Below are 26,155 nucleotides of genomic sequence, written 5' to 3'. Positions count from 1 at the left end.
ATGTTATCTTCTTTCCACATCAAGAAATCCCGTCTTAGGAGTGCGACATGTCTAACGACAATCAAAACCCAACAACAACGACATCAACCACAACTGAGAAAAAAACAAGTCCGTTCTTAACCGAATCATTGCCTGAAGGCATTGCACAAGGACAACAACAAACACTTGGCCAAACTGCAAATGAAGCAGCAGGTAGTATTCCAAAATATAATTTACCTCGTGGTGCAAAAACCAACAATCTAGGTGAAACTACACACTTTGGCTACAAAACCATCAATACTGAAGAAAAAGCCCAGAAAGTTGCCGAAGTTTTCCACTCTGTAGCCAGTAAATACGACTTGATGAATGATTTAATGTCTTTTGGTATTCATCGTTTATGGAAACGTTATGCCATTAATTTATCTGGCGTACGCCGTGGCCAACAGGTACTGGATATTGCTGGTGGTACAGGCGATTTAGCCAAAGTATTCAGCCGTGAAGTTGGTGAAACCGGGCACGTGGTATTGTCGGATATCAATGAATCGATGCTCAATGTGGGACGTGATCGTTTGCTGGATGCGGGCTGTAGCAATGTTGATTTTGTACTTGCCAATGCCGAAACATTAGAGCCTTTTGCAGATAACAGTTTTGATCTCGTTACCATTAGTTTTGGTTTACGTAATGTCACTGACAAGGATGCAGCCCTGCAATCCATGTTCCGTGTCCTCAAACCAGGTGGTCGTTTACTGATTCTGGAATTTTCAAAGCCTGTATTTGAACCATTTTCCAAATTGTACGATTTATACTCCTTTACCGCATTACCAATTATGGGCAAAATTATTGCCAATGATTCAGAAAGTTACCGTTATCTTGCTGAATCCATCCGTATGCATCCGGATCAAGGTACCTTGAAAAGCATGATGCAAAATGCAGGTTTCCAGAATTGTGATTATCACAATTTAACTGGTGGCATTGTCGCTGTACATCGTGGTTTTAAACTTTAATCCAATAAGACGGAGTTTGATATGGCAATGTGGTCAGTACTGGCACTTGGTGCAACAGAATCAATACTGAATCGTATCGTTGATCTGGATCAAATTACCCGTATCAAACTTAACCAATTACAAGGACAAAGCCTGCGTATTGTTATTCAAACGCCAAATGTATCCATTGATGTTTTCCTTGATCAGGATAAAATTCGCCTTGAACCCACTGCACTGGGACACAGTACCCAAACCAGTATTTTTGAGCAACGTCCCTTTGACCCACAATTTGTAGTCAATACAGTTCAGGCGACCTTACAGGTTGATGATCTGGTGCAATTATTAAAATTGCTGCTTAATCCACAAGATGAGCTTGGTAATATTCCACTACAAGGCGATTACCATTTATTATTTTCATTAAAACAAATTTTCTCCCAAATTGATGTCGATCTGGCTGCACATTTAAGTCCATGGATTGGCGCAACATCTGCACATGAAATTGGTAAATTACAATATTTACCTAAACAATTTATGAAAGCAGCCAAGAGTGCCGAATTCATGTTAATTGATAGTTTAAAAGAAGACAGTCAGCTATTTGCTGCACGTTGGCAAATGGAAGATTTACAGCAACATACCCGTCAACTAAACCAAGACATTGATCGGGTTGACGCAAGAATTCAACAACTTCAGCAGCATATCGTTACATCAAAGCAAGACTAGGATTTTATTTCTATGGTGCCGCATCTTTTTCGTCTTTTAGAATTATGGCGTATCGCCGCCCATTACCGTCTGGATTTATTAATTCCTGCACAGGATATTCCTGTCAAAGCCAGACCAATTTTAAAAGTCATTCGAGCGCATCCGGCATCATGGTCATCACGGGAAAAACGTAATCCACTAAAACTCAAAGAAGCACTTGAAGAAATGGGGCCATTGGCCATTAAACTCGGACAGTTGCTCTCCACCCGCCGGGATTTGATTCCACCAGAAATATTAAAACAACTGATTTTACTTCAGGATCAGGTCAAACCTTTTGATGTTGAAATATTAAAAAGTCGAATCAGTGAATCACTTAAAGCAGATTTACCGACACTTTTCGCCCGTTTTGATGAGAAACCTCTGGCCGCAGCATCCATTGCACAAGTCCATACCGCTGCCTTGCATGATGGGTGTGAAGTGGTGGTTAAAGTCACTCGCCCAGACATTCGCAGCCAAATTATCAAGGATTTTGAAATTCTGGAATGGTTAGGACATCGCCTTGAACAAAAACTGGAAGCTGCCCGTGCGTTACATGTATCAGAAATTATTCAGGATTACCGTAGCGTCATTTTAAATGAGCTGGACCTGACCATCGAGGCAGACAATACGCGTCGAATGCGCCATTACTTTACTGGCTCCAGCATGATGTATGTGCCAGAAGTCTATATGGACAGTAAAGATGTCATGGTCGCAGAACGTATTACCGGTGTACCTATTTCTGATATCGAAACCTTTGATCGTCTGGGGATGGATCGCGCTGATCTGGCAGAAAAAGGCCTCACCATCTTCTTCACCCAAGTCTTTCGGGATAACTTTTTTCATGCCGATATGCATCCCGGCAATGTTTTTGTTGAAACACTAAATCCACAGAATCCACGCTATATTGCGCTGGATTGCGCCATTATGGGTGAATTATCCAGACAGGATCAAATGACTGTGGCACGCATGTTACTGGCCGTCATGAACAGTGATTTTATGCAGTTGATCCAAATCGTACATCAGGCTGGCTGGATCCCACCGGGAACCGATCAGGATGCATTGGCACGGGAAATGCGCCGTACAGTGGGGCCAATGGTATCCAAACCTATGCATGAGTTGGACTTTGCCGGAATCCTACTGCAAGTCATGGATATTGCTCGCCGTTTCCGACTGGAAATTCCACCACAATTAATGCTATTACTCAAAACACTGGTTCATGTCGAAGGGCTGGGAACTGATCTGTATCCTGAACTGGATATCTGGAAATTGGCTAAACCGATTTTAACGGAATGGGTCAAACAACAAATGAATCCTGTGAAAAATATCAAGGAGCTTGGCCAACAAATTCCTGACTTACTACTTGGTGCACAGGATTTACCAACCGTTTTAATTGATAGTATCAATGGTTTAAAAAATCAGTCGGCATGGCAGGAAAAACAATTAAGAGAAATACAGCAGCTACGTTTACAAAACCATGCACAACAACAGCGCAATTGGATTTTTGGTACTTTATTTTTATTTTTCCTAAGTTTAGGTATTATTACACCACTGATTTTCTCGATTATTTTTTTCATTCTGGCAGGTCTGGTTGCAATCTGGCGTCTGAGCAAACCGGTTTAGATATTGAAAATTTTTACAACATAGCCAAATCATTTAGCGCATCTTATGATAAGTGGATAAGGTTAAACTTATCCACAATTTTGAAGATAAATTCAGCAAACAACATCCATTTACGCACAATGAGATCATAAGAAAACCTTGTTCTCGACAGGGCGACTGCCTACAATAAGCGCAAGATTTACTCTACAACAATTACACGACTGACTATGACCTACATTTTACATAAAAAATCTCCAGCACTTCATCTTCATGCAGGACATCTGGCCAAACAATTGATAGAACAGCAAGGTTTGCAAGCCAAACATATCGATATGTTACCCGGTGCAGCAGGCGGCCCCAAAGGATTGGGATTAAAAGGTCTGGATCAGGCAATTTTTGGACAATTTTTACCTCAGGCAAAACGCCGCAGAGCACTGATTGGTTCTTCAATTGGGGCATGGCGCTTTGCCAGTATTTTGGCTTGGGGCGTTGATCAAGGTACAGAAAAACTTGCTGATTTGTATACTCATCTGGAATTTTACAAAGGGATGAAATCTGCTGAAATTAGTGCCGTATGTGATCACATGCTCAAGGCATTAATTCACGGACGTGAACAGGATATTGTTGCTCATCCGGACTATCACCTGACTGTTCTAGCAGTTAAAGCACAGCATATTTTTAGCAGTGACCATGCTTTGCCCTTATTGGCTTCTGCTGCGGGCATTATTGCCACCAATACTGTTGCTCGGCGTTATAGTGGCGTTTTTATGCAACGAGTGGTTGCGCAGCCCAATGATCAAATGCGCTTAAAGTTAAATACCGAAAAAGATTTTAAAACCCTGTATCAAAATCTTGATGCCGAGAATTTATATTACTGGTTAATGGCATCAGGATCGATTCCCGGCGTGATGGCCGGAATCCGTAATATTCCCAATGCACCTAAAGGTGTTTATCGTGATGGTGGCATCATTGACTATCATCTGGACCTGCCTTATCCAAGCCAAGGTATTGTATTATATCCACATTTTGGAGATAAAATTATTCCAAGCTGGTTTGATAAAGGTTTATTTTGGCGAAAGGCAAATCCACAGCATCAAGCCAGAACCCTGCTGATTTCTCCATCTCGTGAATACTTAGAATCTTTACCAATGGGACGTTTACCTGATCGTAAAGATTTTGAAATTTTACTTAATGACCCACAAAAACGAATCAAAATCTGGAAACAATGTATTGCCGAAAGCCAACGTCTGGGTGATGAATTTCTGGAAATGGTAGAAAAACAAGATTTTCTGCCAAGAGTTCAGGCATTAAAATAAACAAAATCGAAGCTGTTTCAAAACGATCAAGCCCTTTTATGAGATATGTTACGCATAGGCGGCGTTAAAAACTGTCTTTTGAAACAGTTTCGATTTCATTGTCATTTTTCCAATAAAACTTTCAAAATTGATTACTGATTTACCCAAACCACTTGTCGAACGTCGATTGGTTTTGGAATGAGTTTTTCAGCATAAAAACGATCAGCAACTTCCTGTTGTACAGCAATGACTTTGTCTGTCATGGGTTTATCAATTGAAGGTTGATAACGCTTATCCAGTACGCGTTGTGCCTGTGCTTCCTCCAATCCAGTCGCTTTTTGATAAAGTAGATTCGCTTCATGAGGATGATCGACGATCCATTGTGCTGCGATGTTAAACGTTGCAATTACTTTTTGAGTTTCCTGAGAATGTGCATGTACAAATTTTGGATTTGCAATTAAGAAATTATAGGTTTCTCCTAATCCTGTGGCATCCAGTACTGAACGGGCTGTACCATCAAGTTCAACAGGTGTTACAAAAGGTTCCCAATTTGCCCACGCATCGACTGCTTTTTTATTTAATGCAGCACGTGCATCTGCCGGAGCTAGCCAGACAGGTTGAATATCCTGCCAGGTCAAATGCCCTTTTTTTAAAATACGACTCACAAAATCATGTGAACTTGAGCCTTTTTGGATCGCAATTCGTTTTCCTTTCAAATCGGCAATTGTGTTTATTTTACTATCTGCTGGAACTACCAGAGATTGCCAGGAGGGTTTGACATCCTGATAAGACACATAAAGAACGTCCTTTCCAGCAGACTGTGCAAAAATAGCAGGTGTATTACCTACAGCACCAAAATCAACCGAACCAACTGCCAGTGCTTCTAGCAATTGAGGACCAGCAGGAAATTCTTTCCATTCAATTTTGACATTGGGAAATTCTTTCTCAAAAATTTTTTGATCCTTTGCGACCACTTGATTTAAAGATGATTTTTGATAACCAATGGCAATATTGGACAATTTATCCTGAGGGCTGGCACTAGACGCAGCAGATGCTTCTTTTTTTTCTTTCGGAGAGCATGCACTAAGCAAAACTGCAAATATTGTGATGCCAAGAAATGTAATATTTTTTGGAATTAAACGCATGTATTTATCCTAAAGCAATATTCTGGCCTATTAACAATTTATTCCATGCATAAATTGTATAGACCCTCGGTATTTGATCCAAGAAATTATTGTAAACGATTAAATATTGATTTATTACAATCATTTATTGTATGCTTTTTTACTTTAGATATAAGTGAAAAAGGATTTTTCATTCTTCACGCACATGCTTTTTAAATGCCATATTTATGCACATTAACAATAGAATTGACCATACATTTAGTCAATTTTGCAATTAAAAACAATGCTCTCTTGTTTTTCCCTACCACCAATAACGTAAAATATGAAAGTAGATTGGCGCAGCAAAACAAATGGAATCCATTCGATCCAGCATACCACCATGTCCCTGAATTAAATGTCCCCAATCTTTAACACCACGATCACGTTTAATCGCGGACATGACCAATCCACCAAAAAAGCCAAACATACAGACAATCAAGCCGATAAGTGCCGCCTGCCATAGATTAAAAGGCGTTAATCCATGTGTCAGTACACCCACGATTGTAGCCAAAACGACACCACCCACTAATCCTTCCAGTGTTTTTGACGGACTCAAATTGGGTGCAACCTTGGTTTTACCAAATAACTTTCCACACACATATTGCAACACATCTGATGCTTGCACCACCAGAATCAACCAGATCACCAACCAGATATTGTCACCGGTAAAGTGATTGATATTTAAATTCAGTAAAGCGGGGACATGCGAAATACAAAATACAGCAATCATTAAGCCCCATTGAATTTTTGCCGTTCGCTCTAAAAAGCAAGTCGTATCTTCCTGCTTTAAAATTCCAATCGGAATCAACAAAAATGCGTATAAGGGAATAAAAATGGAATAAAGCCCATACCAATCGACATAAATTAAATAATATTGATAAGGCAAAACAAAATAAAATGCGATTAATAAAGCAAAATAATCGCCACGGCGGGTCGGTAATAACGTGATAAATTCACGTAAAGCAAAAAAAGAAATGATACTGAATAAAATGACTAATCCGATTTTTCCCAGTAAAATAGCCCCAAATAAAATCACCAGCATCACCCACCACGCATTAATTCTGGCATTGAGATTATCAATAACTGCATGAGGCTGATGACCAATGCGTTGCTTCAACGCATAACCAATGCAGGAAGCAAAGGTTAAAACCAGTGTGACAGCAATAAAAATGATAAAGGTTGTTTGAGCATTGGTATAATTCATTGATATTCACCTTCATTCAATGCCAGCAATTGCTGTCTGGCGGATGTCAGAAATTCTGATTTTTCTTGTATGGCTACCGTATTCAATGGCCTGCCAAATGTCACCGTTGCCAATAATGGTAAAGGAATAAACGCACCTTTTGGCATGACACGATTTAAATTGGCAATCCAAACTGGAATGATTTCAAGACTTCCAAACTGCTGATGTAAATAATACAAGCCTGCTTTAAACGGTAAAACCAATTGATCTTCATCCAGATTACGTGTTCCTTCAGGGAAAAATATAATGGAATCTCCATCCAGCAACGCCTGTTTTACTGTGGCCAAAGGGTCTTCATCTATTGCACGATGGCGACTAATGGTAATTCCGTTAAATACATCCTGAATAATAAAGCGTCTTAAAGCAGTTTTATTCCAGTAATCAGAGGCCGCAACAGGACGTGTGGTACGGCGAAGTACCGCAGGCAAGGATGACCACAATAAAATAAAATCTATATGACTATTATGATTGGCATAATAAATACGCTGCTTTAATTCAGGTTGACAACCGATCCACAAACTTCTGGCTCCGGTCAGTAAACGCACCAGTCGCCTAATCACAAAGGCAATCATTCGGCCAAGATAACGCATAAAAAGCGAACTATTTTTTTGCATGGACATTTCCCCCAATACCCGCGGTTCTTTTAAATTATTTTTCCAGATGTCGGTAAGCTGCCTGTGTTCTACGCCAAATGGTCAGCACACAACCCACATTTAAAATGATTAATGCCAACAACATGGCATAATCATGCGAAAAACCATATTGTTCAATGGCACTAATAACACATGCCAGAGTAAGTAAGGCCATACGATGTTGTTTTGCCATTGGACCACTAAAATTGGCAGGGGCATGAATAGAAACCGCAAGTGTACGAATATATGCCGTAAATACCGCTAGTAAAGCACCGCACCAGCCCAGAATATCTGCATAGCCCACACATATCACTGAATATCCTGCGGCAATAATAATCAGTGGGTCTGAAACACGATCAGGAATATCGTTAAATAACTCTCCCGAAGCCGTTGATTTTTGTCCTTCAACCGCCACTAAACCATCAAATAAATTACACAACAATCTAGCCTGAATAAATAATGCGGCAAACAGATATAGAATTACCTGCTGAAGGCCATTAAATTCAGGCACAAATAAGAAACATATTGCAGCCAGTGCCGCACAAAAAATACTAAGAATAGAAATTTGATTGGGTGTAATCGATTTTTGAGCTAGCCATCGTGCAATACGATGCACCAAAGTTGATTGCCGTACCTTTAAAGGGCGGCGATTTTCTAATTCTGAATGTTGGTCTTGCTGCATAAGTCACCTAATTGATTCTGTTATTTGCTCTGCTGATACAGCTTAAAATTGGTAAAAAAAGCAAAAAGCAGAGCTACAGTTAAAGCAGGGCTAATGGTTTTGATAATATTGGGCGTAGCAATGAGATAATGAATCATAAATAGACAGGAACCTGTCAATATCACAGTCAACAAAGGTGGTAAAATCGATTTTGCCAGTTTATCCTGATAAAAGTTAAACTGTTTTTCAATCAAAAATGTCATACATAAGGTGATGATAAAACTACAAATTCCCTGTGCTAATCCGGAAATTACACCAGTATGCCAGTCCGTAGACTGAGAATTGACATAAAACGACCATCCACCCCATAAACAAAAGGCAAATATGGCTGAAACAATATTATAACGCTGCGTATTTTTTACTGTTGTCTGCATATTACTTATATCAAATTATGCTATATCAATGATTTTACTAAACAAATAATGACCATAAAATCACTTTTTCAGATAGCTAGAAGCAATAGATGATGAGCAACAAGAATAATATCCCGACTCAGCTAAAATTTGCGATTAACTACTTTAATTTTTATTCTAGGGAGTAAAAATTTAAATACAATCGTTCACTGAAATATTTTTGTTGCATCATAAAAACCAAAAAAAGGATAATAAATTCATATTATTCAAAATATTAAATACAAATTACTATGGTTTATATCATTATTTTTTATTTCACCACTTTGTAATTTTTTGTCTTTTTTCACCCACGCCTATTTCTCTGTAGATTGAAATTTATTTTCCCCAGCCTGATCAGGAATGCTTATAATAAGTCGCTATTCCCCACTTTTCAGCATGGAAATTACACACAATGTCAAACTGGTTAGATGAAGTTAAATTTGATCAAAACGGATTAATTCCAGCGATTGCACAACATCATCAGACCGGTCGTGTATTAATGGTGGCATGGATGAATCGTGAAGCACTTCAGCTAACCGCAGATAAAAAACAGGCCGTGTATTATTCCCGTTCACGTCAGAAACTCTGGCATAAAGGTGAAGAATCTGGACATTTTCAAACCGTACATGAAATTCGTCTGGATTGTGATGCTGATGTCATTATTTTACAAGTTGAACAACATGGTGGTATCGCTTGCCACACTGGTCGTGAATCCTGCTTCTATCGCAAACTTACTGCGAATGGTTGGGAAATCGTGGATCCTCAACTAAAAGATCCTGATAGTATCTATGCAGACAAATCTCACAGCGAACATCGTCATACTGCTTTGATGCAGGCATCCACAGCAAAATCAGAACAAATAGACGTATTAACCCACTTAGGGCAATTGATGCAACAACGCAAGGCTGCTGATGCAGATCAATCTTATGTTGCCAGCTTATACAAAAAAGGCATTAATAAAATTCTGGAAAAAATTGGTGAAGAAGCTACAGAAACCATTATTTCTGCTAAAGATTTTGCCACACATGCCACAACTGAGAATAAAAACGATGTAATTTATGAAGTGGCAGATGTCTGGTTTCATACCATTGTCATGCTGGGTTATTTTGATCTTGATCCGCAAGTCGTGCTGGATGAACTGGCTCGCCGTCAAGGCCTGTCAGGAATTGTCGAGAAAGCGAGCCGTTGATGAACTTTCCTGTTTCCCTCTACCGTCTTGAGGGCAAATAATCATGCACGCCACCAAGGAACAAGCCATTGCCATTGATACAGCAAGGCTTGGCCATTCATTTAAAATTGTGGCCTATGCCGGCACAGGTAAAACCACAACACTGCAAATGATCAGTCAAGCCATGCCTGAACGTCGTGGTCTATATCTTGCTTTCAATAAAGCCATTGCTAGTCATGCACAACAGAAATTTAATCAACGTGTCGATTGTCGTACTTTTCACTCATTAGCCTATCGTAGTGTGCCACGCAACATTACTGATAAATTACGTCTGCCCCGCTTAAGCCCAAGCTATCTGGCCAACGAACATCAGTTACATCCCATCACCTTACGCCGCATGATGGGTAACCGCTACGAAAATTATGTATTGATGCCAAGCCGCCTAGGCAGTCTGGTTGCCAATGGGGTTAGCCAATTCTGTGCCACAAATTCACAATATCCTGCACCTCGGCATATTCCTGTACCAGAATGGTTACATCCAGATGATGCCGAAGAATTACAAAAAGCGCTTTATCCTACACTGGAAAAGCGCTGGCTGGATTCGATCAATCCCAATCATCAGGCAGGCATTGGCCATGATGTTTATCTAAAACTTTGGGCATTATCTGATCCACAGATTCATAGCGATTATGTTCTATTCGATGAAGCACAAGATGCTGATCCATTGATGCTGGGAATTTTGCTTAAACAAAAAAATACCCAAGTTATTTATGTTGGCGATGCTCATCAACAAATTTATGCCTGGCGTGGGGCAGTCAATGCCATGCAACAATTGCCGCTTACCGAAAGTCGCTTAACCACATCTTTTCGTTTCGGTGAAGATATTGCAGAAATTGCCAATTACTTACTATATGCGCTCAAAGAAACTGTTCCACTTCATGGTTTTGAAGCAATTCAATCCAAAGTCGTCAACAAACCGCATACCAAAATGCGTGATGCGATTTTATGCCGTACCAATGCCCGTGCGATGGAATTATTACTCAGTGGTTTAATCAATGGTGATAAAGTCAGCCTACAGGCGGATCATGCTCGTTTAAATCGATTTATTGATGCAGCAACATCATTAAAGCAAGGCAAAAAAGTCACTGATGTTCCTGAATTGGCTTGGTTTAATTCATGGCATGATGTTCATGAATATTGTGAAACCAGTGATGGCAGTGACATTAAGCCTTTGGTTAAACTGGTTGATGATCATGGCACAACACCGCTTAAAAACGCCTTACAGAAAATCACACCGATCGAACAAGCAGATTATGTGATTTCCACAGCCCATAAAGCCAAAGGACTGGAGTGGAATCGTGTCCATCTGGAAGATGATTATCAGTTTAAACTGAACCAACTGGATCACAAAATTGCGCCAGAGGAATTGCGCTTACTTTATGTGGCCTGTACCCGAGCCAAGCTCAGTCTGAATATTCATTATATTTACGATCTAATCCAACAACTCAAACGAACCTATCTACTCAAAAAAACTGCCTGATCCCAAGCGAAATTTAACCGTCAACACAGTCACTAGACTTTTAAGTCAAAAATCCGTATAACGGCACAAATTTTGTGGAGTGTCTACTTGTGAAACTTGTACTTGCACCAATGGAAGGCCTAACCGATCCGTTAATGCGGGACATTCTGACGCAAGTCGGACAATACGACTGGTGTGTGACCGAATTTATCCGTGTGACTGATAGTGTTCTACCAGATCATGTTTACTATGGTTATTGCCCGGAATTAAAACACGGTGGAAAAACCGCTTCTGGCACACCTGTCCACGTACAATTTCTGGGAAATAATCTGGAAATGCTGGCAGCCAATGCCATCAGAGCTGTTGAACTCGGTGCTCCCGTCATTGATTTAAATTTTGGTTGTCCAGCAAAAACTGTCAATCGTCATCGTGGCGGTGCAGTATTACTGGATGAGCCGGAAACACTACATGACATCGTCAAAGCTGTCCGTGATGCTGTTCCTGCCCATATTCCGGTTTCTGCAAAAATGCGTCTGGGTTATCTGGATGAAGCACATACATTGGACAATGCATTTGCATTACAAAATGCAGGGGCAAGCTGGATTACCATACATGCCCGTACCAAGGCAGATGGTTATACACCACCTGCTTATTGGGAAAAAATTCTGCCCATTACAAGGCAATTAACAATACCCATCATCGCCAATGGCGAGATCTGGAGTGTTGCTGATGCCAAAGCCTGCCAACAACAATCTGCATGTGTCGATTTGATGATTGGACGTGGTGCAGTCACCACCCCTGATCTGGTGAATTGTATTCGTCAAGGACATGATCAACAACGCTTGGCATGGTCTGAATTATTGCAACTCCAACTGGCTTTTTTAAATGGCGTGTATAAAACTGAAGTTGGCTTGATTGGTCGCTATAAACAATGGCTTGGCATGATGAGCAAAGCCTATCCTGAAGCACAGCAACTCTGGCAACACGTTAAAAAAATCAAAGTCTTATCTGAACTTAATCAAGTTTTACAGATTTCAAAAAATTTCAAAAAATAACAATGATTGGTCAGGAGATCTACCACAATGCTGTAATGGCATTGCTGGGAATGAATTTTTATGTTATTCATTTATATACAAGTTGCTGAAATTTTCAGCTTGTCAGAGATTTAAATCTATATTATTATCGATTTTTCCAATATAAAATTCTTTTTGCATTGGTTAATCTTTATCGCTTTGTCAAGTTTGCGCAATACAATCCATGACCATGCGTTTGATGTTTTTTTATCTTACTTAATTGCTTTATATATCGAATGTACTTCTCTATGATCAGAGTTGCTGCATTCCAAATTTTTATTCATCACTTTTAAAATGGGATAAAACAGTGCTGCTGATAATTATTCTACTACCGCTAATCTTAGGGACAACCCTGGTGTGGGGATTAGATAAAATTTCACGTGCCATCACGGCAATTGCAGCAATAGGTATCAGCCTTTTGTGTTTTGTCTTATTGGCAAGTTATTTGCCCACCTTACAACAACAAGGCGCCATTTTATATCAACTTAACTGGTTACCGGGTGCCGGACTGAATCTGGATTTGCGCTTGGATGCATTAAGTTTAATGTTTGCCATGCTGATCAGTGGTATTGGAACTTTAATTTTTATTTATGCCTATTATTATCTAAGTGAAAAAAATTCGCTTGCCAAACTTTATAGCTTATTAATGCTGTTTATGGCTGCAATGCTGGGAATTTCACTTTCAAATAACTTATTGTTACTTCTGGTATTTTGGGAATTAACCAGTATTTCCTCTTTTCTACTGGTCGGTTACTGGCAACGTTATGAAGCCGCCCAACGTGGTTCGCGCATGGCATTAACCATTACCGGATTAGGTGGTTTATGTATGCTTGGGGGATTTATTCTACTTGGGCAAATTACCGGAACCTATCAAATTGATCAGCTTTTTGCCAAAGCCGATCTGATTCAGGCAAGCCCATATTTTGTGCCGATTCTACTTTTGATTTTAGTAGGTGCTTTCACCAAAAGTGCCCAGTTTCCTTTTCATTTTTGGCTACCTAATGCTATGGCAGCCCCAACACCGGTTTCCGCCTATTTACATTCTGCCACAATGGTCAAAGCCGGAATTTTTCTATTACTTCGGCTTTCGCCAATTTTTGTTGGTTCAGCCATGTTCCATGGCCTCGTGACCACAATCGGACTTATCACCTTCTGTATGGGTGCCTTTTTTGCCATTTTTAAGGAAGATTTGAAAGGCTTACTGGCCTACTCTACCATTAGTCATCTGGGATTAATCATGACACTCATTGGTATTGGCTCACCGTTGGCCATTGCCGCAGCAATTTTTCATATTTTAAATCATGCTACATTTAAGGCTTCACTATTCATGATTGCCGGAATTGTAGATCATGAAACTGGAACACGAGATTTACGCAAACTGAGTGGTATTTGGCAATTTTTACCCATCACAGGAACTTTAACTATGATTGCCTGTGCGGCAATGGCAGGCGTACCGTTTACCAACGGTTTTATTTCTAAGGAAATGTTTTTTACCGAATTACTGCATAGCCAGTCTGGAATCATTTTGGGATTAATCGTTGCCGCAGCAACAATGGCAGGTATTTTTGCCGTAACCTATTCCTTACGCATGTTTCATGGCGTATTTCTGGATCAAAAACACGGTAAACAGCCTCTGCCAAAATCAGATATTCATGAACCGGGCAAAGGTATGTTGGCGCCCGTAGCACTACTGGCCAGTTTATGTCTTCTTGTTGGCATTGCACCTGCTTTTTTTGCTGAAGATATTGTTAATATTGTGACCACGGCTACGGTTGCACATACAGCTTTTGACCCGGTACATCTGGCAATCTGGCATGGTGTAAATATGCCATTGATCATGAGTATCACAGCTTTATTAGGTGGTGCATTATTTTATTTTATTCTGGCAAAAGACGGACGTATTCGTCATATTGATCTTGATCCTGTGCTAGGTAAGTTCAGAGGATTAATTTTATTTGATTTATTTCTAAGATCCTTATTATTGACCAGTCGTAAAATCAAAAAAAATACCGAGACTGGCTCCCTGCAACGTTATCTGTTTACCATCTTATGCTTTTGTATATTACTGGTTTTATTGCCTTTATATGATTCTCCACTACAACAAGGCAATCGAGAATTAATTCATGCCCCTATCATCGCCATTATTTTCTGGTTTATTTTAATTTCTGCATGCTGGATGATGCTGTGGTTTCATCACGAACGAATTAAAGCAGTATTGATCAGTGGTGCAGTTGGGTTAGTCGTCACGCTTGTATTTATTACCCTTTCAGCTCCAGATTTGGCACTGACTCAAATTACAGTTGATACGGTAACAACCGTATTATTACTGATGAGTTTATCTCTCTTACCACAATTGACGCCCTATGAATCAAAACGTTCGCAACGCTGGAGAGATGCCATTTTGGCCATCATCGGTGGTTTGGGATTAGGTTGGTTAACATGGTTAGTCCTGACCAGTGAACATCAATCCATTTCATGGTTTTTTATCCAGCAATCGTTGCCTTTAGGTGGCGGTTCTAATGTGGTCAATGTCATTTTGGTAGATTTCCGTGGTTTCGATACTTTTGGTGAAATCACCGTACTGGGTATTGCAGCAATTGGTGCTTTATGCATGATGGATGGTATGCGGGCACATGGTACCACCATGACGCAAGGTTTAACTTATCGTTTTAATCCATCGCCGTTGATGGTGAGAATTACAATGTCATGGGTATTACCACTGGCCATGGTCGTCAGTTTGTATATTTTCCTGCGTGGACATAATTTACCAGGTGGTGGCTTTATTGCTGGTCTGATCACCGCCATGGCATTGATTATCCAATATATCGCATTAGGACAAGATGAAGCCGAACGCCGACTCAAAGCCAACTCAGGGCGATTATATGAAATCTGGATTGGTGTAGGTTTGTGTATTGCAGGTATTACCGGTATGGCTGCATGGGCATGGGAACGGCCATTCTTAACCAGTGCACATATTCACGTCCATCCTGCTGTGATTGGCGAGCTGCATCTGGCCTCGGCAGCAGCATTTGATGTGGGTGTCTATATTACTGTTGTCGGTGCAACCATGTTACTGATTTCCATTTTAGGTGACTCCCGCCATTCCTCAATGTCTGGCCCTGTACCGGAGAATAAACCATGATTAGTCTAGAGTTTTTAATCGCTTCAGGTGTTGGAATTGTTACCTCTACCGGAATTTACTTATTACTTCGCCGTCGTACTTTTCCTGTAGTGCTTGGTTTGGTGATGATCGGTTATGCCGTCAATATCTTTTTATTCAGTATGGGACGGTTGCAATTGAGTTCTCCTGCAATTTTGACTGAAACCAGCAAAATTACTGACCCTCTACCACAAGCGCTAGTTCTTACAGCGATTGTGATTGGCTTTGCCACCACAGCGTTTATTGTTCAATTGGCATTAAGAAGTCGCTATGAATCTGGAAATGATCATGTCGATGCCAAGGAAGATCCTGAATCCGGATATGATCCACGAGAGGATACGCCTTGATGAATATATTTGTAGATTTCTGGCAGCAACATTTTCCGATTCTGAGCATTCTTGTACCCGCCATTACCGGTTTTATTTTAATTTTATTGGGGAATCCAGGTGCCGGTACACTCAAAACAGATTGGCGCCAACCTTTAAGACATTTAATTAGCCTGAGCTCTACCATACTTGGTTTTATTTTAGCAGTAATGATGTTGATTTTTGCCAATTCTGGACAAATTCAGCATTACGAACTCAGTGAATGGTCAGCACCTTTTGGTATTGTACTGGTGGTCGATCGCCTATCAGCACTCATGGTGATGCTGACCTATATTTTGGCTGTACCTGTGTTGTGGTATGCCAGTGCTGAATGGGATCAACGTGGCCGTTATTTCCATGCTATGTCCCATTTTTTGCTCATGGGTATGTGTGGCGCCTTTTTGACAGGAGACTTGTTCAATCTATTTGTATTCTTTGAAATTTTGCTGATGGCTTCTTATGTTTTATTATTACATGGCCACAGCAAATCCAGATTTACCATGGGCGTACACTACGTCATTATCAACCTGTTGGCTTCTTCTTTTTTCCTGATCGGGCTAGGCTTGATTTACGCAAATGTTGGCAGTCTGAATATGGCCGATGTTGCTCGCCTATTTCCAAATCTGGATGATAGCCAACATCAAATGGCATTGGCTGGCAGCATGTTGTTACTGGTGGTTTTTGCCATTAAAGCCGCTATTTTTCCGGTAGGATTCTGGCTACCAAAAACCTATGCTGTTGCAGCAACCCCAGTTGCAGCAATTTTTGCTTTAATGACCAAAGTCGGAATTTATGCAATTTTACGAGTTAATGGCACTGTTTTTAGCGATCCTGAAGGTCAACGTTTATTCGAACAGTGGTTATTAATATTGGGCGTTATTACCAGTATTTACGGGGTGATTGGTGCAATTGGTGCAGAACGCTTACGCCGCATGATTGGTTTTATGATCATCTCTTCATTAGGTACCATTCTGATTGGAATCAGCTTATTCACACAACAAACCTGGGCTGCTGCATTATATTATCTGGTTCACAGTACCCTGATTGCAGCCTGTTTTTACCTACTGGCAGAATGGATTACTGTACAACGAGGTACATTTAAAGATCATCTTAAATTGGCACCAGTCGTCAAACAACAGCGTTTACTCAGTCTTTTATATTTGTTGATTGCCCTGATAATGGCAGGGTTACCCCCATTCAGTGGTTTTCTAGGTAAAGTTTTACTATTACAGGGTACAGGCTATCATGCACAGCAAATCTGGATTATTTTGGCCATTTTATTGGTCAGTTTGCTCAGTATTCTGGCTTTTGTACGCAACGGTTTCATTCTATTCTGGCGGGCAACTCCTGCTGAAAACAACCCTGAAGATGAGACTTTTGCACAATACCAGACTTTGCCGGATCAACCGACCGCTCGGGCTAACCATGTCATATATGTTTTTCTAGCGACACTTATACTCTATGCAGTATGTGCAGATCCCGTGTACCGTTATACCTATGCCACGGCTGAACAGCTCATGGATAAAACATTGTACCAGCAAACAATTCTTAAAACAGATGCAACACAAAATGTCATCAGTGTTCAACCCTTTGATTCGAACTATCTGCCTGAATTGAAATATGGTGCAACCTCAGATGATCCATATCAACAATATATTCCTTACATTATCTCACCAAAAACTTTACAAGGTGAGCATATTCCTGAGGAAAAATTAAAGAAAATTGCAGAACAACATGCTGCATCGCCTGATCAAGATGCTAAATTGGTACCAGCGGAGTAAAATTATGATAAAACTGGCAGTTAATCATTTTATTTTCAAAGTTTTTCCGCACCCTTTGGTATCTGGTATCGTTGTATTGGCGTGGCTGATGTTGCAACACAGTGTATCCAGCGGCAATCTACTACTGGCATTATTTCTGGGTTGGCTCATTCCAAAATTAATGCAAAATTTTATTGTGCGCACACCTGATCTTAACTGGCTCGCAGCAGTGAAATTATTTTTCGTGGTTCTCAAGGATATTATTTTAAGTAATATTCGAGTAGCAAAACTAGTTTTAGGACCAGCACACCGTTTACACCCAAAATGGTTTCGGGTTCCACTGGATACCCAACATGAACAGGTGAATACTTTACTGGCCATGATTATTACCACAACACCCGGTACAGTTTCAGCAGGGATCGATCAACAGCGTGGCGACATTCTGGTACATAGTCTGGATACTGTTGATGAACAAGCTGAAATTGATGAGATTAAACAACGTTATGAACAACCTCTAATTCAAATTTTTCATGCCATGAAAAAAGCCGATCGGGAGCAGTGATCATGATTATTTTGCCTTATGTATTGATGCTGTGCATTTTTATCATTGCAATTTCTGTAGCCAGCTGCCTGATTCGTCTGATTCTCGGCCCTTCAGTTGTCGATCGCTTATTGGCATTGGATACTTTATTTTTAAATACTACCTGTTTAATTGTTGTATTAGGAATCTATTGGTCAACCACTACCATGTTCGAAGAAGCACTTGTCATTGCCATGTTAGGTTTTGTATCAACCACTGCACTGGCACGTTATTTTACCACTGGTCATGTGATTGATTAGGAGAACATAATGCAATTATTGATGGAAATTCTGGTTGCCTTCTTTTTACTTACTGGTGCATTCTTCCTGTTTGTAGGGGGTGTCGGCATGATCCGTCTGCCTGATTTATTTATGCGCCTGCATGCACCAACCAAAGCCAGTACACTGGGATTAGGTAGTTTTTTAATTGCATCTATTATTTATTCTGCATTTCATGGGCGTTTTGGTTTCCCTGAACTTTTAATTACATTATTGGCATTTATTACTGCACCCGTATCTGCAAATTTGCTGGCACAAGCAGCCATTCATTTAAATTTGCGCTCTCGCAGTGGTGATGTACCTGAAGCTTTAAACCGTCCTTTACCTTGGCAAAAAATTAGACGTCCTGTATATAAGAATACACGTAACCAAAAACATCCTGAATTAACCCCAAAAGAAGATAAAGATCAGCTTTGATTCTTTATTTTACCTCACTGATGATATTTTTCCTTATAGAATAAATAACCTATTGTAAAATAGTACTGAATTGAACTCAGTTAAATATTTTAATAATAAAAAAAAGCCACTCAATTTTGAGTGGCCTTTTTATGATTATTCATCATCTTTTTTGTCTTGAGGTGGTAAGTCTTTCACTGCCTCAGCGATTAAACCAAACATATAATTCCCATATGCATTGGTTTTATCGTAATGAAACCGTAACCGTGGTGTGATTCGTGTTTTGATACGACGACTCAACTCCTGACGCAGGAATCCAGATGCTTTATTCAATACATCTAGTGTTTCTTTATGTGCAGATTCTGATTGCTCATCATCAAGTTCACGTCCCATAACAGTGACATAAACATCAGCATACCCCAAGTCTGGACTAACTTTCACGCTGGAGATGGTCACCAGACCACCCAGACGTGGGTCTTTAAGCTCAAGACGGATTAATTCTGACAGCTCTCGCTGTACTGTATCCGCCATGCGCTTTAAACGTTGACCTGACATTAAAGACTCCGTTTGATGGTTTGTACATCATAGACTTCAATTTTATCCAATGCTTTGATGTCATTATAGCCCTTAACTGCAAGACCACATTCCATACCTGCACGAACTTCATCAACAACATCTTTGTAACGACGTAAAGATTCGAGTTCACCCTGGAACACAACTACATCATCACGCAATACACGGATTGGCTTGTTACGATGAATTACACCTTCCATGACCATACAACCTGCGGCTGCACCAAATTTACTGGAACGGAATACTTCACGAACCTGTGCAACACCCAGAATAGTTTCGCGATGTTCAGGTGCAAGCTTACCGCTCATGGCATCTTTTACATCATCAATTAACTCATAAATGATACTGTAATAACGAATGTCGATTCCATCGGCATCAGCTTTTTGACGGGCAGTTGCATCCGCACGAACGTTAAAGCCAAGTAATACTGCTTCTGAAGATTCGGCTAGAATAACGTCAGATTCAGTAATTGCACCAACGCCTGAGCTAATAATGCGTACTTTTACTTCATCGGTAGACAATTCAGACAATGCAACATTCAATGCTTCCAGCGTACCACGAACATCTGTTCTTAATACCACATTGACTGTTGGAATATCTTTTTTGCCCATAGAGGCCATGATGTTTTCCAGACGCATTGCACTTTGACGCTCAAGACGTTTTTGACGTTCGCGATCAGCACGGGCATCAGCAACTTCACGGGCTTTTTTCTCATCATTGACAACAAGAACTTCATCACCTGCCATTGGTGCTTCTGGTAAGCCAAGAATTTCAACTGGAATAGAAGGCCCTGCCGATTTAATTGGCTGACCATTTTCGTCATTCATGGCACGTACGCGACCATAAGATGAGCCTGCAAGTACTAGATCACCAATATTTAAGGTACCATTTTGTACCAAAATAGAAGTGACTGCACCACGACCTTTATCAACACGCGCTTCAATAACCACACCTTGTGCAGCACCTTCAGCAGAAGCTTTAAGCTCCATTAATTCTGCCTGAATTGAAATAAGATCTAATAATTCATCAATTCCTGCGCCAGTATGTGCAGACACTTTGGCAATTGGCACATCACCGCCCCATTCTTCGGGTACGATTTCTTTAGCAGTTAATTCATTTAGTACACGATCTGGATCAGCAGATTCTTTGTCCATTTTGTTAATGGCAACAATAATTGGTGTACCTGCTGCACGGGCGTGATCAATCGCTTCAGCAGTTTGTGGCATTACACCATCATCTGCAGCAACAACTAACACTACGATATCGGTCGCTTTGGCACCACGTGCCCGCATTGATGTAAATGCAGCGTGTCCCGGTGTGTCGAGGAAGGTAATAATACCTTTATCTGTAGTAACGTGATAAGCACCAATATGCTGAGTAATTCCACCTGCTTCACCAGCAGCGACTTTCGAGCGGCGAATACGATCTAGCAATGATGTTTTACCATGGTCAACATGACCCATGATGGTAACAACTGGTGGACGAGTGGTTTGTTCACCACGTGCTTCTTCTGCTGCTTCAAGCAGATTGTCTTCTGCGGCAGTTTCAGAAACAAGAACTGGATTATGACCCATTTCTTCAACAACAAGTGCCGCAATTTCCTGTTCAATGGATTGGTTTTGATTAACCAATTCACCCATTTTCATTAATGCTTTGATGACTTCACGAACTTTCACTGCCATTTTTTGCGCAAGATCACTCACGACAATAGTGGCACCAATCTCAACATCATACACTTGTTTTTTAACAGGTTTTTCAAAACCATGTTTATTTGACTGTGAAGTCTTTAAACCACGTTTATGATGATTTTTAGTAAAAGATTGCTCTTCCTGACCATTACGTCCACCTTTTTTGCCACTACGCTGGTTTGTTCCGCCACCACGTTTAATTTCACGGTCTTCTTGCGCGAAAGAATCTTCGTAAGCCTGACCAACCAGGCCTGCTGCTAATGGCGAATCATCAATTACCCGAACTGTGGTGGTATGTTCATCGTTGTTATACTTCGATGCCATTTTACGCATTTGTTCAAGTGTACGTTGTTGGGCTTCTTCCGCTGCTTTACGGCGCGCTGCTTCTTCTGTTGCTTTAAGCTGTGCTGCCTGTGCTTCACGTGCTTTACGTTGCTCAGGTGTTTCAACTTTTTTAATTTCAACTTTAGCATTGCTATTACGTTTTTTTACCACAACAGCAGTTTTGGTATCCGATTTTGCCGTTTCCTTTTTCTGCGATGCACGCATTGCTTCTAAAGTTGCTTTGGCTTTATTCTCAGATTGTTTGACTTTCGCATCTGCTTCTGCCTTGGCTTTTGCATCTGCTTTGGATTTTAGTTCTGTTTCCTGACGAGCTTTAGCTTCTGCTTCCGCTTTAGCTTTGGCTTCTTCTGCAATTTTTGCAGGATCAGGCTTAACAAAAGTCTGTTTTTTGCGTACTTCTACATTAATTGTTTTGGCACGACCAGAGGTATCTGCAACTTTTGCCGTACCTGTGGTTTTACGTTTAAGGGTAATTTTACCTGAACCCAATTTAGCACCTGTCGTTGTTTGTCTAAACGCAGCAAGTTTTTCTTGCTCCGTAGTGCTGATGACATCATCAGCTTTACGTTGTGGTAAACCAGCGTGGCGAACTTGCTCAAGGAGCTTGTCAACTGGACTATTTACGCTTTCTGCCAATTCCTGGATCGTTTTGTCCGTCATTGATAAACTCCTCTTAGTTAAACCATGATTCACGTGCCTTCATGATGAGTTGGCCTGCTTTCGCTTCATTCAGGCCGTCAATATCTACGATATCATCAATTGCCTGATCTGCCAGATCATCCAATGTTGCAATGCCACGTTGTGCCAGTGCCTGAGCAATTTCAGGTGTCATACCTTCCATTCCCAATAACTCTTCGGTAGCCTGTTTAATACTTTCCTGTTGGCGTAATACATCAGTCAAAGCGGCTTCTTTTGCACGTTCCTGCAAGGCAACAACTGTTTCTTCATCCAAACCAATTTCATCAAAAGTTTCTGCTGGCACATAAGCAACCTCTTCCAATGAAGTAAAGCCCATTTCAACGAGTGCAGCAGCAAGTTCCTGATCAATATCCAGACGTTGAACAAACATATCTACATATTGTTGTGCTTCTGATTCCTGACGTGAGCGATATTCATCTTCCAGCATCATATCCAGTTTATAACCAGTTAATTCGGATGCAAGGCGAACATTTTGTCCTTGTGAACCGATAGCACGTGCCAATTGTTCGTTAGTTGCAAAAATGATATCTGCACTATGTGCATCTTCATCAATCACAATCCCCGATACATCGGCAGGTTCCAATGCGCTGGCAATATATTGTGCTGGATCATCAGACCACACTACAACATCTATACGTTCACCATTTAATTCCTGCTGAACAGCCTGAATACGTGTACCACGCATCCCAATACAAGCACCTACCGGATCAATTCGGTGGTCATTGGTTTTTACAGAAATTTTGGCTCGAACACCTGGTTGACGTGCAGCTGCTCTAATCTCGATGATTTCTTCAGCAATTTCCGGTACTTCTTTTTTCATCAATGCAATCAGCATTTCCGGTTTGGCACGGGATAATAAAAGCTGTGCACCTCGACCTTCACGATTCACATTGTATAAAATAGCGCTAATACGCTGTTTCGGACGTAACATTTCTTTAGGAATTGTTTCGTCTTTCGCCAAATATGCTTCCGCTCCATCCCCTAGATCAATGATAAAACCTTCTTTAGTCTGTTTTTTCACTTCACCGTAGATAAGTTCGCCCACTTTGGATTCATAAGCATCAGCGACCAATGCTCGTTCTGCTTCACGAATTTTCTGAACGATCACCTGTTTAGCAATTTGTGCCGCAATACGACCAAATTCAATGGACTCAACTTCAAGTTCACGAATATCACCAATTGACCATTCACTTGGATCTACATCAGAAATGGCATCCTGACATGCTGGCATTTCATGGTCTTCATCAGCAACAACTTCCCATTGACGAAAAGTGCGATAGTCACCGGTTTTACGATCAATTTCCACACGCAATCGTGCTTCTGATGCTGTTGTGTTTTCGTAGAATTTCTTCTTAGTCGCAGCAACCAGAGCTTGTTCCAAGGCCTGAAAAATTGCCTCACGACTAACACCTTTTTCATTACTAACCGTTTCAACAACGGTAAGAATTTCACGGCTCATAAGTCACCTTTATTCTAAATAATCTGATTGAATGTAATAAAATTAATCCTGATAAACTAAATTTGCCTTATCAATGTTATGGCTATCGATTTCCAGAATGTGCTGCTTTTCAACTTCAACCTGGATCAAGTCTTTTTCCACATCTACTGCTACTAATTTAGCCTGAAATTTACGGCGATTTTCAACAGCACTGATCAGACGCAAAGCCACTTGCTGACCAATATATGCCTGCATTTGTATTAAATTAAAAAATGGACGATCCCAACCTGGCGAAGAAACTTCCAGTGCATATTCACCTGAAATTGGATCATGTACATCCAACGTCCCACCAACCTGATGCGTGACATTTACACAGTCTTGTACACCAATACCACGACCTTTTTCCAATTCACCATCTTCATTCATCACAGGTTCAGCATTTTCATCGACTGCTTTATCAATGTAAATTCGTAAAAGTGATTTTTTACCCTGAGGAATAAATTCAATTCCCCACAGTTCCACATCACAGGCTGCAACAGCAGGTGCGATTAATTCATATAATGCTTGAGTCTTACTGGATAATTTCATTTCTACTCGTCACTGCTAGATCTATTGGACTCAAAATGTGTTAAGGGTTCATGACATTACTCAACACAATCTGAATAATTCGCTATGAGTGAAGCATGACTATTTATTTTTGTGCTGCATGCATACTTTTTATACATACAACTCCTGTCTTGACTCACAATAGCCAACAAAAAAGGGCGCATATCGCCCCCTTGTTTCACACAGTTTTTAAAACCCACTGTGCAAAAAGGCCCACCTTTATTGTGAGCCTCTAATCAGAAACTTGGTAGCGGGAGCTGGATTTGAACCAACGACCTTCGGGTTATGAGCCCGACGAGCTACCAGACTGCTCCATCCCGCATCAATATGCACTGCATTATAGTGCTAAAACTGCAAAAGTCAATGTGATTGATCTATCCGAGTGCATTGCAATATACTCAGAAATTGGTAGCGGGAGCTGGATTTGAACCAACGACCTTCGGGTTATGAGCCCGACGAGCTACCAGACTGCTCCATCCCGCATCAACATTGTTTTGCACCTCAGTTAGATCACTGGTGCTTTCTAACTGAGGTGCGCATCTTAACACACTTTTTTAAATTCACAAGGGAAAGTATAATTTTTTTATTTCATCTGTTCAAACATCCAACAATAATTCTTTTTTATTATTAAATATTACAACCCTAAAAGGGCTCAACAAGCCGCTCAAAATCATTTTTCTCAAGATAATATCTTCTATTTCATCCCCGGTATTATGAATGTCATAACTCAAATGTATGATTTAAAGCTTGGTATTTTAGAACATGCAGAAGCTGAAAAATTTATTTGATGATCAATTGGAGCAACCTCATGTCACCTAAACAGTTTGATGCTCAGCACTTAAAAGGCAAGAAAGGAATTCGGCAAATTATTAATGCCTTCGGATATTCAAAAAGTGGTTTGCAAGCAACTTACCAATATGAAGCTGCCTTTAGACAATTATTATGGTTGCATGGCTGCTTGATTTTGCTGGCATTTATATTACCTTTTAAAACATCTGTACAAATGCTATTAATTGCTTTGTCTTTTATTTCACTAGTAACAGAATTATTAAATACTGCTCTCGAAGCAAATGTAGATTTAATTTCATCAGAAATACACCCTCTTGCCAAACGGGCTAAAGATGCAGGTTCCGCCGCACAAATGCTGGCACTCATCATGACAATGATCTTATGGGGTATTAGCTTATTTACGCTTTAACAGGGAAATAATACAGACAACAAAAAAGGCTTAAACCATGTAGGTTAAAGCCTTTATGTCTAGTAACAATATTGCATGTTTCTGCAATATTGGTGCGGAAGGGGGGACTTGAACCCCCACGCCCGAAAGCACTACCACCTCAAGGTAGCGTGTCTACCAATTCCACCACCACCGCAAACTGGAATGAATTCTAGACTTTTCCTTTTTAAAAGAAAAGTCCTATTTTCATATTATTGTTGTTTCACAGGCGTAGTTGACGAAGATTCACTCGACACTGGTGTCTGCTGGGTTTGCTCAGCACCAGGTAAAGTATAGACCGACTGGGTTTGTTTTTTTGCATATACTGCAAGCGTTAGACTTGTCACAAAAAATAATGCTGTTAACACTGCGGTTAATCGAGTCATAAAATTGGCTGAACCCGATGCACCAAATACAGTTGCTGCACCACCGCCACCAAAAGAAGCGCCCGCTTCTGCGCCTTTACCTTGTTGAACCAGAATTAACGCAATCATTAAAACTGCAAGAATAATATGTACCACCAATACAAAGGTATACATGAAACCA

At 40.5% G+C, this 26,155-nt stretch carries 24 protein-coding genes and 3 tRNA genes; 14 read left to right on the top strand and 13 right to left on the bottom strand.

What is annotated here, in order from left to right:
* Window positions 1-47: 47 nt before the first annotated feature.
* The 4 genes from ubiE (at window position 48) to F4V57_RS06625 (ending at window position 4,615) form a co-directional block, all read left to right on the top strand.
* Entirely contained in the window at window positions 48-983 is a 936-nt protein-coding gene (gene ubiE / locus F4V57_RS06640) for a bifunctional demethylmenaquinone methyltransferase/2-methoxy-6-polyprenyl-1,4-benzoquinol methylase UbiE (RefSeq protein WP_070069044.1), read from the top strand.
* 27 nt (window positions 984-1,010) lie between these two features.
* Complete coding sequence (locus tag F4V57_RS06635) at window positions 1,011-1,682, top strand: ubiquinone biosynthesis accessory factor UbiJ (protein WP_070069102.1); 672 nt, start codon at window positions 1,011-1,013, stop codon at window positions 1,680-1,682.
* Between the two features lie 12 nt (window positions 1,683-1,694).
* On the top strand, window positions 1,695-3,320 hold the full coding sequence (locus F4V57_RS06630) for an ABC1 kinase family protein (RefSeq protein WP_070069045.1): 1,626 nt from the start codon (window positions 1,695-1,697) through the stop codon (window positions 3,318-3,320).
* A 206-nt stretch (window positions 3,321-3,526) separates the two neighbouring features.
* Window positions 3,527-4,615 (top strand): patatin-like phospholipase family protein, encoded by a 1,089-nt coding sequence (locus tag F4V57_RS06625; protein WP_070069046.1) that lies wholly within the window; start codon window positions 3,527-3,529, stop codon window positions 4,613-4,615.
* A gap of 131 nt (window positions 4,616-4,746) precedes the next feature.
* Here F4V57_RS06625 and F4V57_RS06620 read toward each other — a convergent pair whose 3' ends face one another.
* The 5 genes from F4V57_RS06620 to F4V57_RS06600 all read right to left on the bottom strand — a co-directional run bounded on the left by F4V57_RS06620 (window position 4,747) and on the right by F4V57_RS06600 (window position 8,727).
* Window positions 4,747-5,739, bottom strand: a complete 993-nt coding sequence (locus F4V57_RS06620; protein ID WP_070069047.1) for an aliphatic sulfonate ABC transporter substrate-binding protein — start codon at window positions 5,737-5,739, stop codon at window positions 4,747-4,749.
* 280 nt (window positions 5,740-6,019) lie between these two features.
* On the bottom strand, window positions 6,020-6,961 hold the full coding sequence (locus F4V57_RS06615) for a phosphatidate cytidylyltransferase (protein WP_070069048.1): 942 nt from the start codon (window positions 6,959-6,961) through the stop codon (window positions 6,020-6,022).
* Window positions 6,958-7,614 (bottom strand): lysophospholipid acyltransferase family protein, encoded by a 657-nt coding sequence (locus F4V57_RS06610; RefSeq protein WP_070069049.1) that lies wholly within the window; start codon window positions 7,612-7,614, stop codon window positions 6,958-6,960. The genes F4V57_RS06615 and F4V57_RS06610 overlap by 4 nt, the downstream gene beginning before the upstream one ends.
* 34 nt (window positions 7,615-7,648) lie before the next feature.
* A complete protein-coding gene (locus tag F4V57_RS06605; RefSeq protein ID WP_070069050.1) occupies window positions 7,649-8,314 on the bottom strand; it encodes a CDP-alcohol phosphatidyltransferase family protein in 666 nt (221 codons plus the stop codon).
* 20 nt (window positions 8,315-8,334) lie between these two features.
* Window positions 8,335-8,727, bottom strand: coding sequence for a hypothetical protein (locus tag F4V57_RS06600; protein WP_070069051.1), 393 nt, complete (start codon window positions 8,725-8,727; stop codon window positions 8,335-8,337).
* A gap of 430 nt (window positions 8,728-9,157) precedes the next feature.
* Here F4V57_RS06600 and hisIE point away from each other — a divergent pair, with 430 nt between their 5' ends.
* From hisIE to F4V57_RS06555, 9 genes are all read left to right on the top strand, one after another.
* Entirely contained in the window at window positions 9,158-9,934 is a 777-nt protein-coding gene (gene hisIE / locus F4V57_RS06595) for a bifunctional phosphoribosyl-AMP cyclohydrolase/phosphoribosyl-ATP diphosphatase HisIE (RefSeq protein ID WP_070069052.1), read from the top strand.
* Between the two features lie 43 nt (window positions 9,935-9,977).
* Complete coding sequence (locus tag F4V57_RS06590) at window positions 9,978-11,453, top strand: UvrD-helicase domain-containing protein (RefSeq protein WP_070069053.1); 1,476 nt, start codon at window positions 9,978-9,980, stop codon at window positions 11,451-11,453.
* Window positions 11,454-11,542: 89 nt separating this feature from the next.
* Window positions 11,543-12,487 (top strand): tRNA dihydrouridine synthase, encoded by a 945-nt coding sequence (locus tag F4V57_RS06585; RefSeq protein ID WP_070069054.1) that lies wholly within the window; start codon window positions 11,543-11,545, stop codon window positions 12,485-12,487.
* Between the two features lie 325 nt (window positions 12,488-12,812).
* Window positions 12,813-15,647: a monovalent cation/H+ antiporter subunit A gene (locus F4V57_RS06580; RefSeq protein WP_070069055.1), complete on the top strand. Its 2,835-nt coding sequence runs from the start codon at window positions 12,813-12,815 to the stop codon at window positions 15,645-15,647.
* The gene (locus F4V57_RS06575) at window positions 15,644-16,012 is read left to right on the top strand and encodes a Na+/H+ antiporter subunit C (protein ID WP_070069056.1); all 369 of its coding nucleotides are present in this window, start codon (window positions 15,644-15,646) and stop codon (window positions 16,010-16,012) included. The genes F4V57_RS06580 and F4V57_RS06575 overlap by 4 nt, the downstream gene beginning before the upstream one ends.
* The gene (locus tag F4V57_RS06570) at window positions 16,012-17,811 is read left to right on the top strand and encodes a monovalent cation/H+ antiporter subunit D (RefSeq protein ID WP_070069057.1); all 1,800 of its coding nucleotides are present in this window, start codon (window positions 16,012-16,014) and stop codon (window positions 17,809-17,811) included. The genes F4V57_RS06575 and F4V57_RS06570 overlap by 1 nt, the downstream gene beginning before the upstream one ends.
* Before the next feature lie 4 nt (window positions 17,812-17,815).
* Window positions 17,816-18,352 (top strand): Na+/H+ antiporter subunit E, encoded by a 537-nt coding sequence (locus tag F4V57_RS06565; protein WP_070069058.1) that lies wholly within the window; start codon window positions 17,816-17,818, stop codon window positions 18,350-18,352.
* A 2-nt stretch (window positions 18,353-18,354) separates the two neighbouring features.
* Complete coding sequence (locus tag F4V57_RS06560) at window positions 18,355-18,630, top strand: monovalent cation/H+ antiporter complex subunit F (RefSeq protein WP_070069059.1); 276 nt, start codon at window positions 18,355-18,357, stop codon at window positions 18,628-18,630.
* 9 nt (window positions 18,631-18,639) lie between these two features.
* Window positions 18,640-19,065, top strand: a complete 426-nt coding sequence (locus tag F4V57_RS06555) for a Na+/H+ antiporter subunit G (protein ID WP_070069060.1) — start codon at window positions 18,640-18,642, stop codon at window positions 19,063-19,065.
* A gap of 135 nt (window positions 19,066-19,200) precedes the next feature.
* Here the strand turns inward: F4V57_RS06555 and F4V57_RS06550 are convergent, their stop codons facing one another.
* The 6 genes from F4V57_RS06550 to F4V57_RS06525 all read right to left on the bottom strand — a co-directional run bounded on the left by F4V57_RS06550 (window position 19,201) and on the right by F4V57_RS06525 (window position 24,876).
* Window positions 19,201-19,599, bottom strand: a complete 399-nt coding sequence (locus tag F4V57_RS06550; RefSeq protein WP_070069061.1) for a ribosome-binding factor A — start codon at window positions 19,597-19,599, stop codon at window positions 19,201-19,203.
* Window positions 19,599-22,310, bottom strand: coding sequence for a translation initiation factor IF-2 (gene infB, locus F4V57_RS06545; protein WP_070069062.1), 2,712 nt, complete (start codon window positions 22,308-22,310; stop codon window positions 19,599-19,601). The genes F4V57_RS06550 and infB overlap by 1 nt, the downstream gene beginning before the upstream one ends.
* Before the next feature lie 13 nt (window positions 22,311-22,323).
* Window positions 22,324-23,808: a transcription termination factor NusA gene (gene nusA, locus F4V57_RS06540; RefSeq protein WP_070069063.1), complete on the bottom strand. Its 1,485-nt coding sequence runs from the start codon at window positions 23,806-23,808 to the stop codon at window positions 22,324-22,326.
* Between the two features lie 42 nt (window positions 23,809-23,850).
* Window positions 23,851-24,375, bottom strand: coding sequence for a ribosome maturation factor RimP (gene rimP, locus F4V57_RS06535; protein ID WP_070069064.1), 525 nt, complete (start codon window positions 24,373-24,375; stop codon window positions 23,851-23,853).
* Window positions 24,376-24,638: 263 nt separating this feature from the next.
* Window positions 24,639-24,715, bottom strand: a tRNA-Met gene (locus F4V57_RS06530).
* A gap of 84 nt (window positions 24,716-24,799) precedes the next feature.
* A tRNA-Met gene (locus F4V57_RS06525) sits at window positions 24,800-24,876 on the bottom strand.
* A gap of 325 nt (window positions 24,877-25,201) precedes the next feature.
* On the opposite strand from F4V57_RS06525, the gene F4V57_RS06520 reads away from it, so the two are divergent.
* Window positions 25,202-25,591, top strand: a complete 390-nt coding sequence (locus tag F4V57_RS06520) for a diacylglycerol kinase (protein ID WP_070069065.1) — start codon at window positions 25,202-25,204, stop codon at window positions 25,589-25,591.
* A gap of 90 nt (window positions 25,592-25,681) precedes the next feature.
* Here F4V57_RS06520 and F4V57_RS06515 read toward each other — a convergent pair.
* Both F4V57_RS06515 and secG read right to left on the bottom strand, forming a co-directional pair.
* A tRNA-Leu gene (locus F4V57_RS06515) sits at window positions 25,682-25,766 on the bottom strand.
* Between the two features lie 55 nt (window positions 25,767-25,821).
* Window positions 25,822-26,148 (bottom strand): preprotein translocase subunit SecG, encoded by a 327-nt coding sequence (gene secG, locus F4V57_RS06510; RefSeq protein ID WP_070069066.1) that lies wholly within the window; start codon window positions 26,146-26,148, stop codon window positions 25,822-25,824.
* Between the last annotated feature and the right edge of the window lie 7 nt (window positions 26,149-26,155).

It is taken from the genome of Acinetobacter qingfengensis (assembly GCF_008693185.1).
GTDB lineage: Bacteria > Pseudomonadota > Gammaproteobacteria > Pseudomonadales > Moraxellaceae > Acinetobacter > Acinetobacter qingfengensis.
Note: the sequence above shows the minus strand (reverse complement) of the source record. Positions and strands in the feature narration are given on the sequence as shown.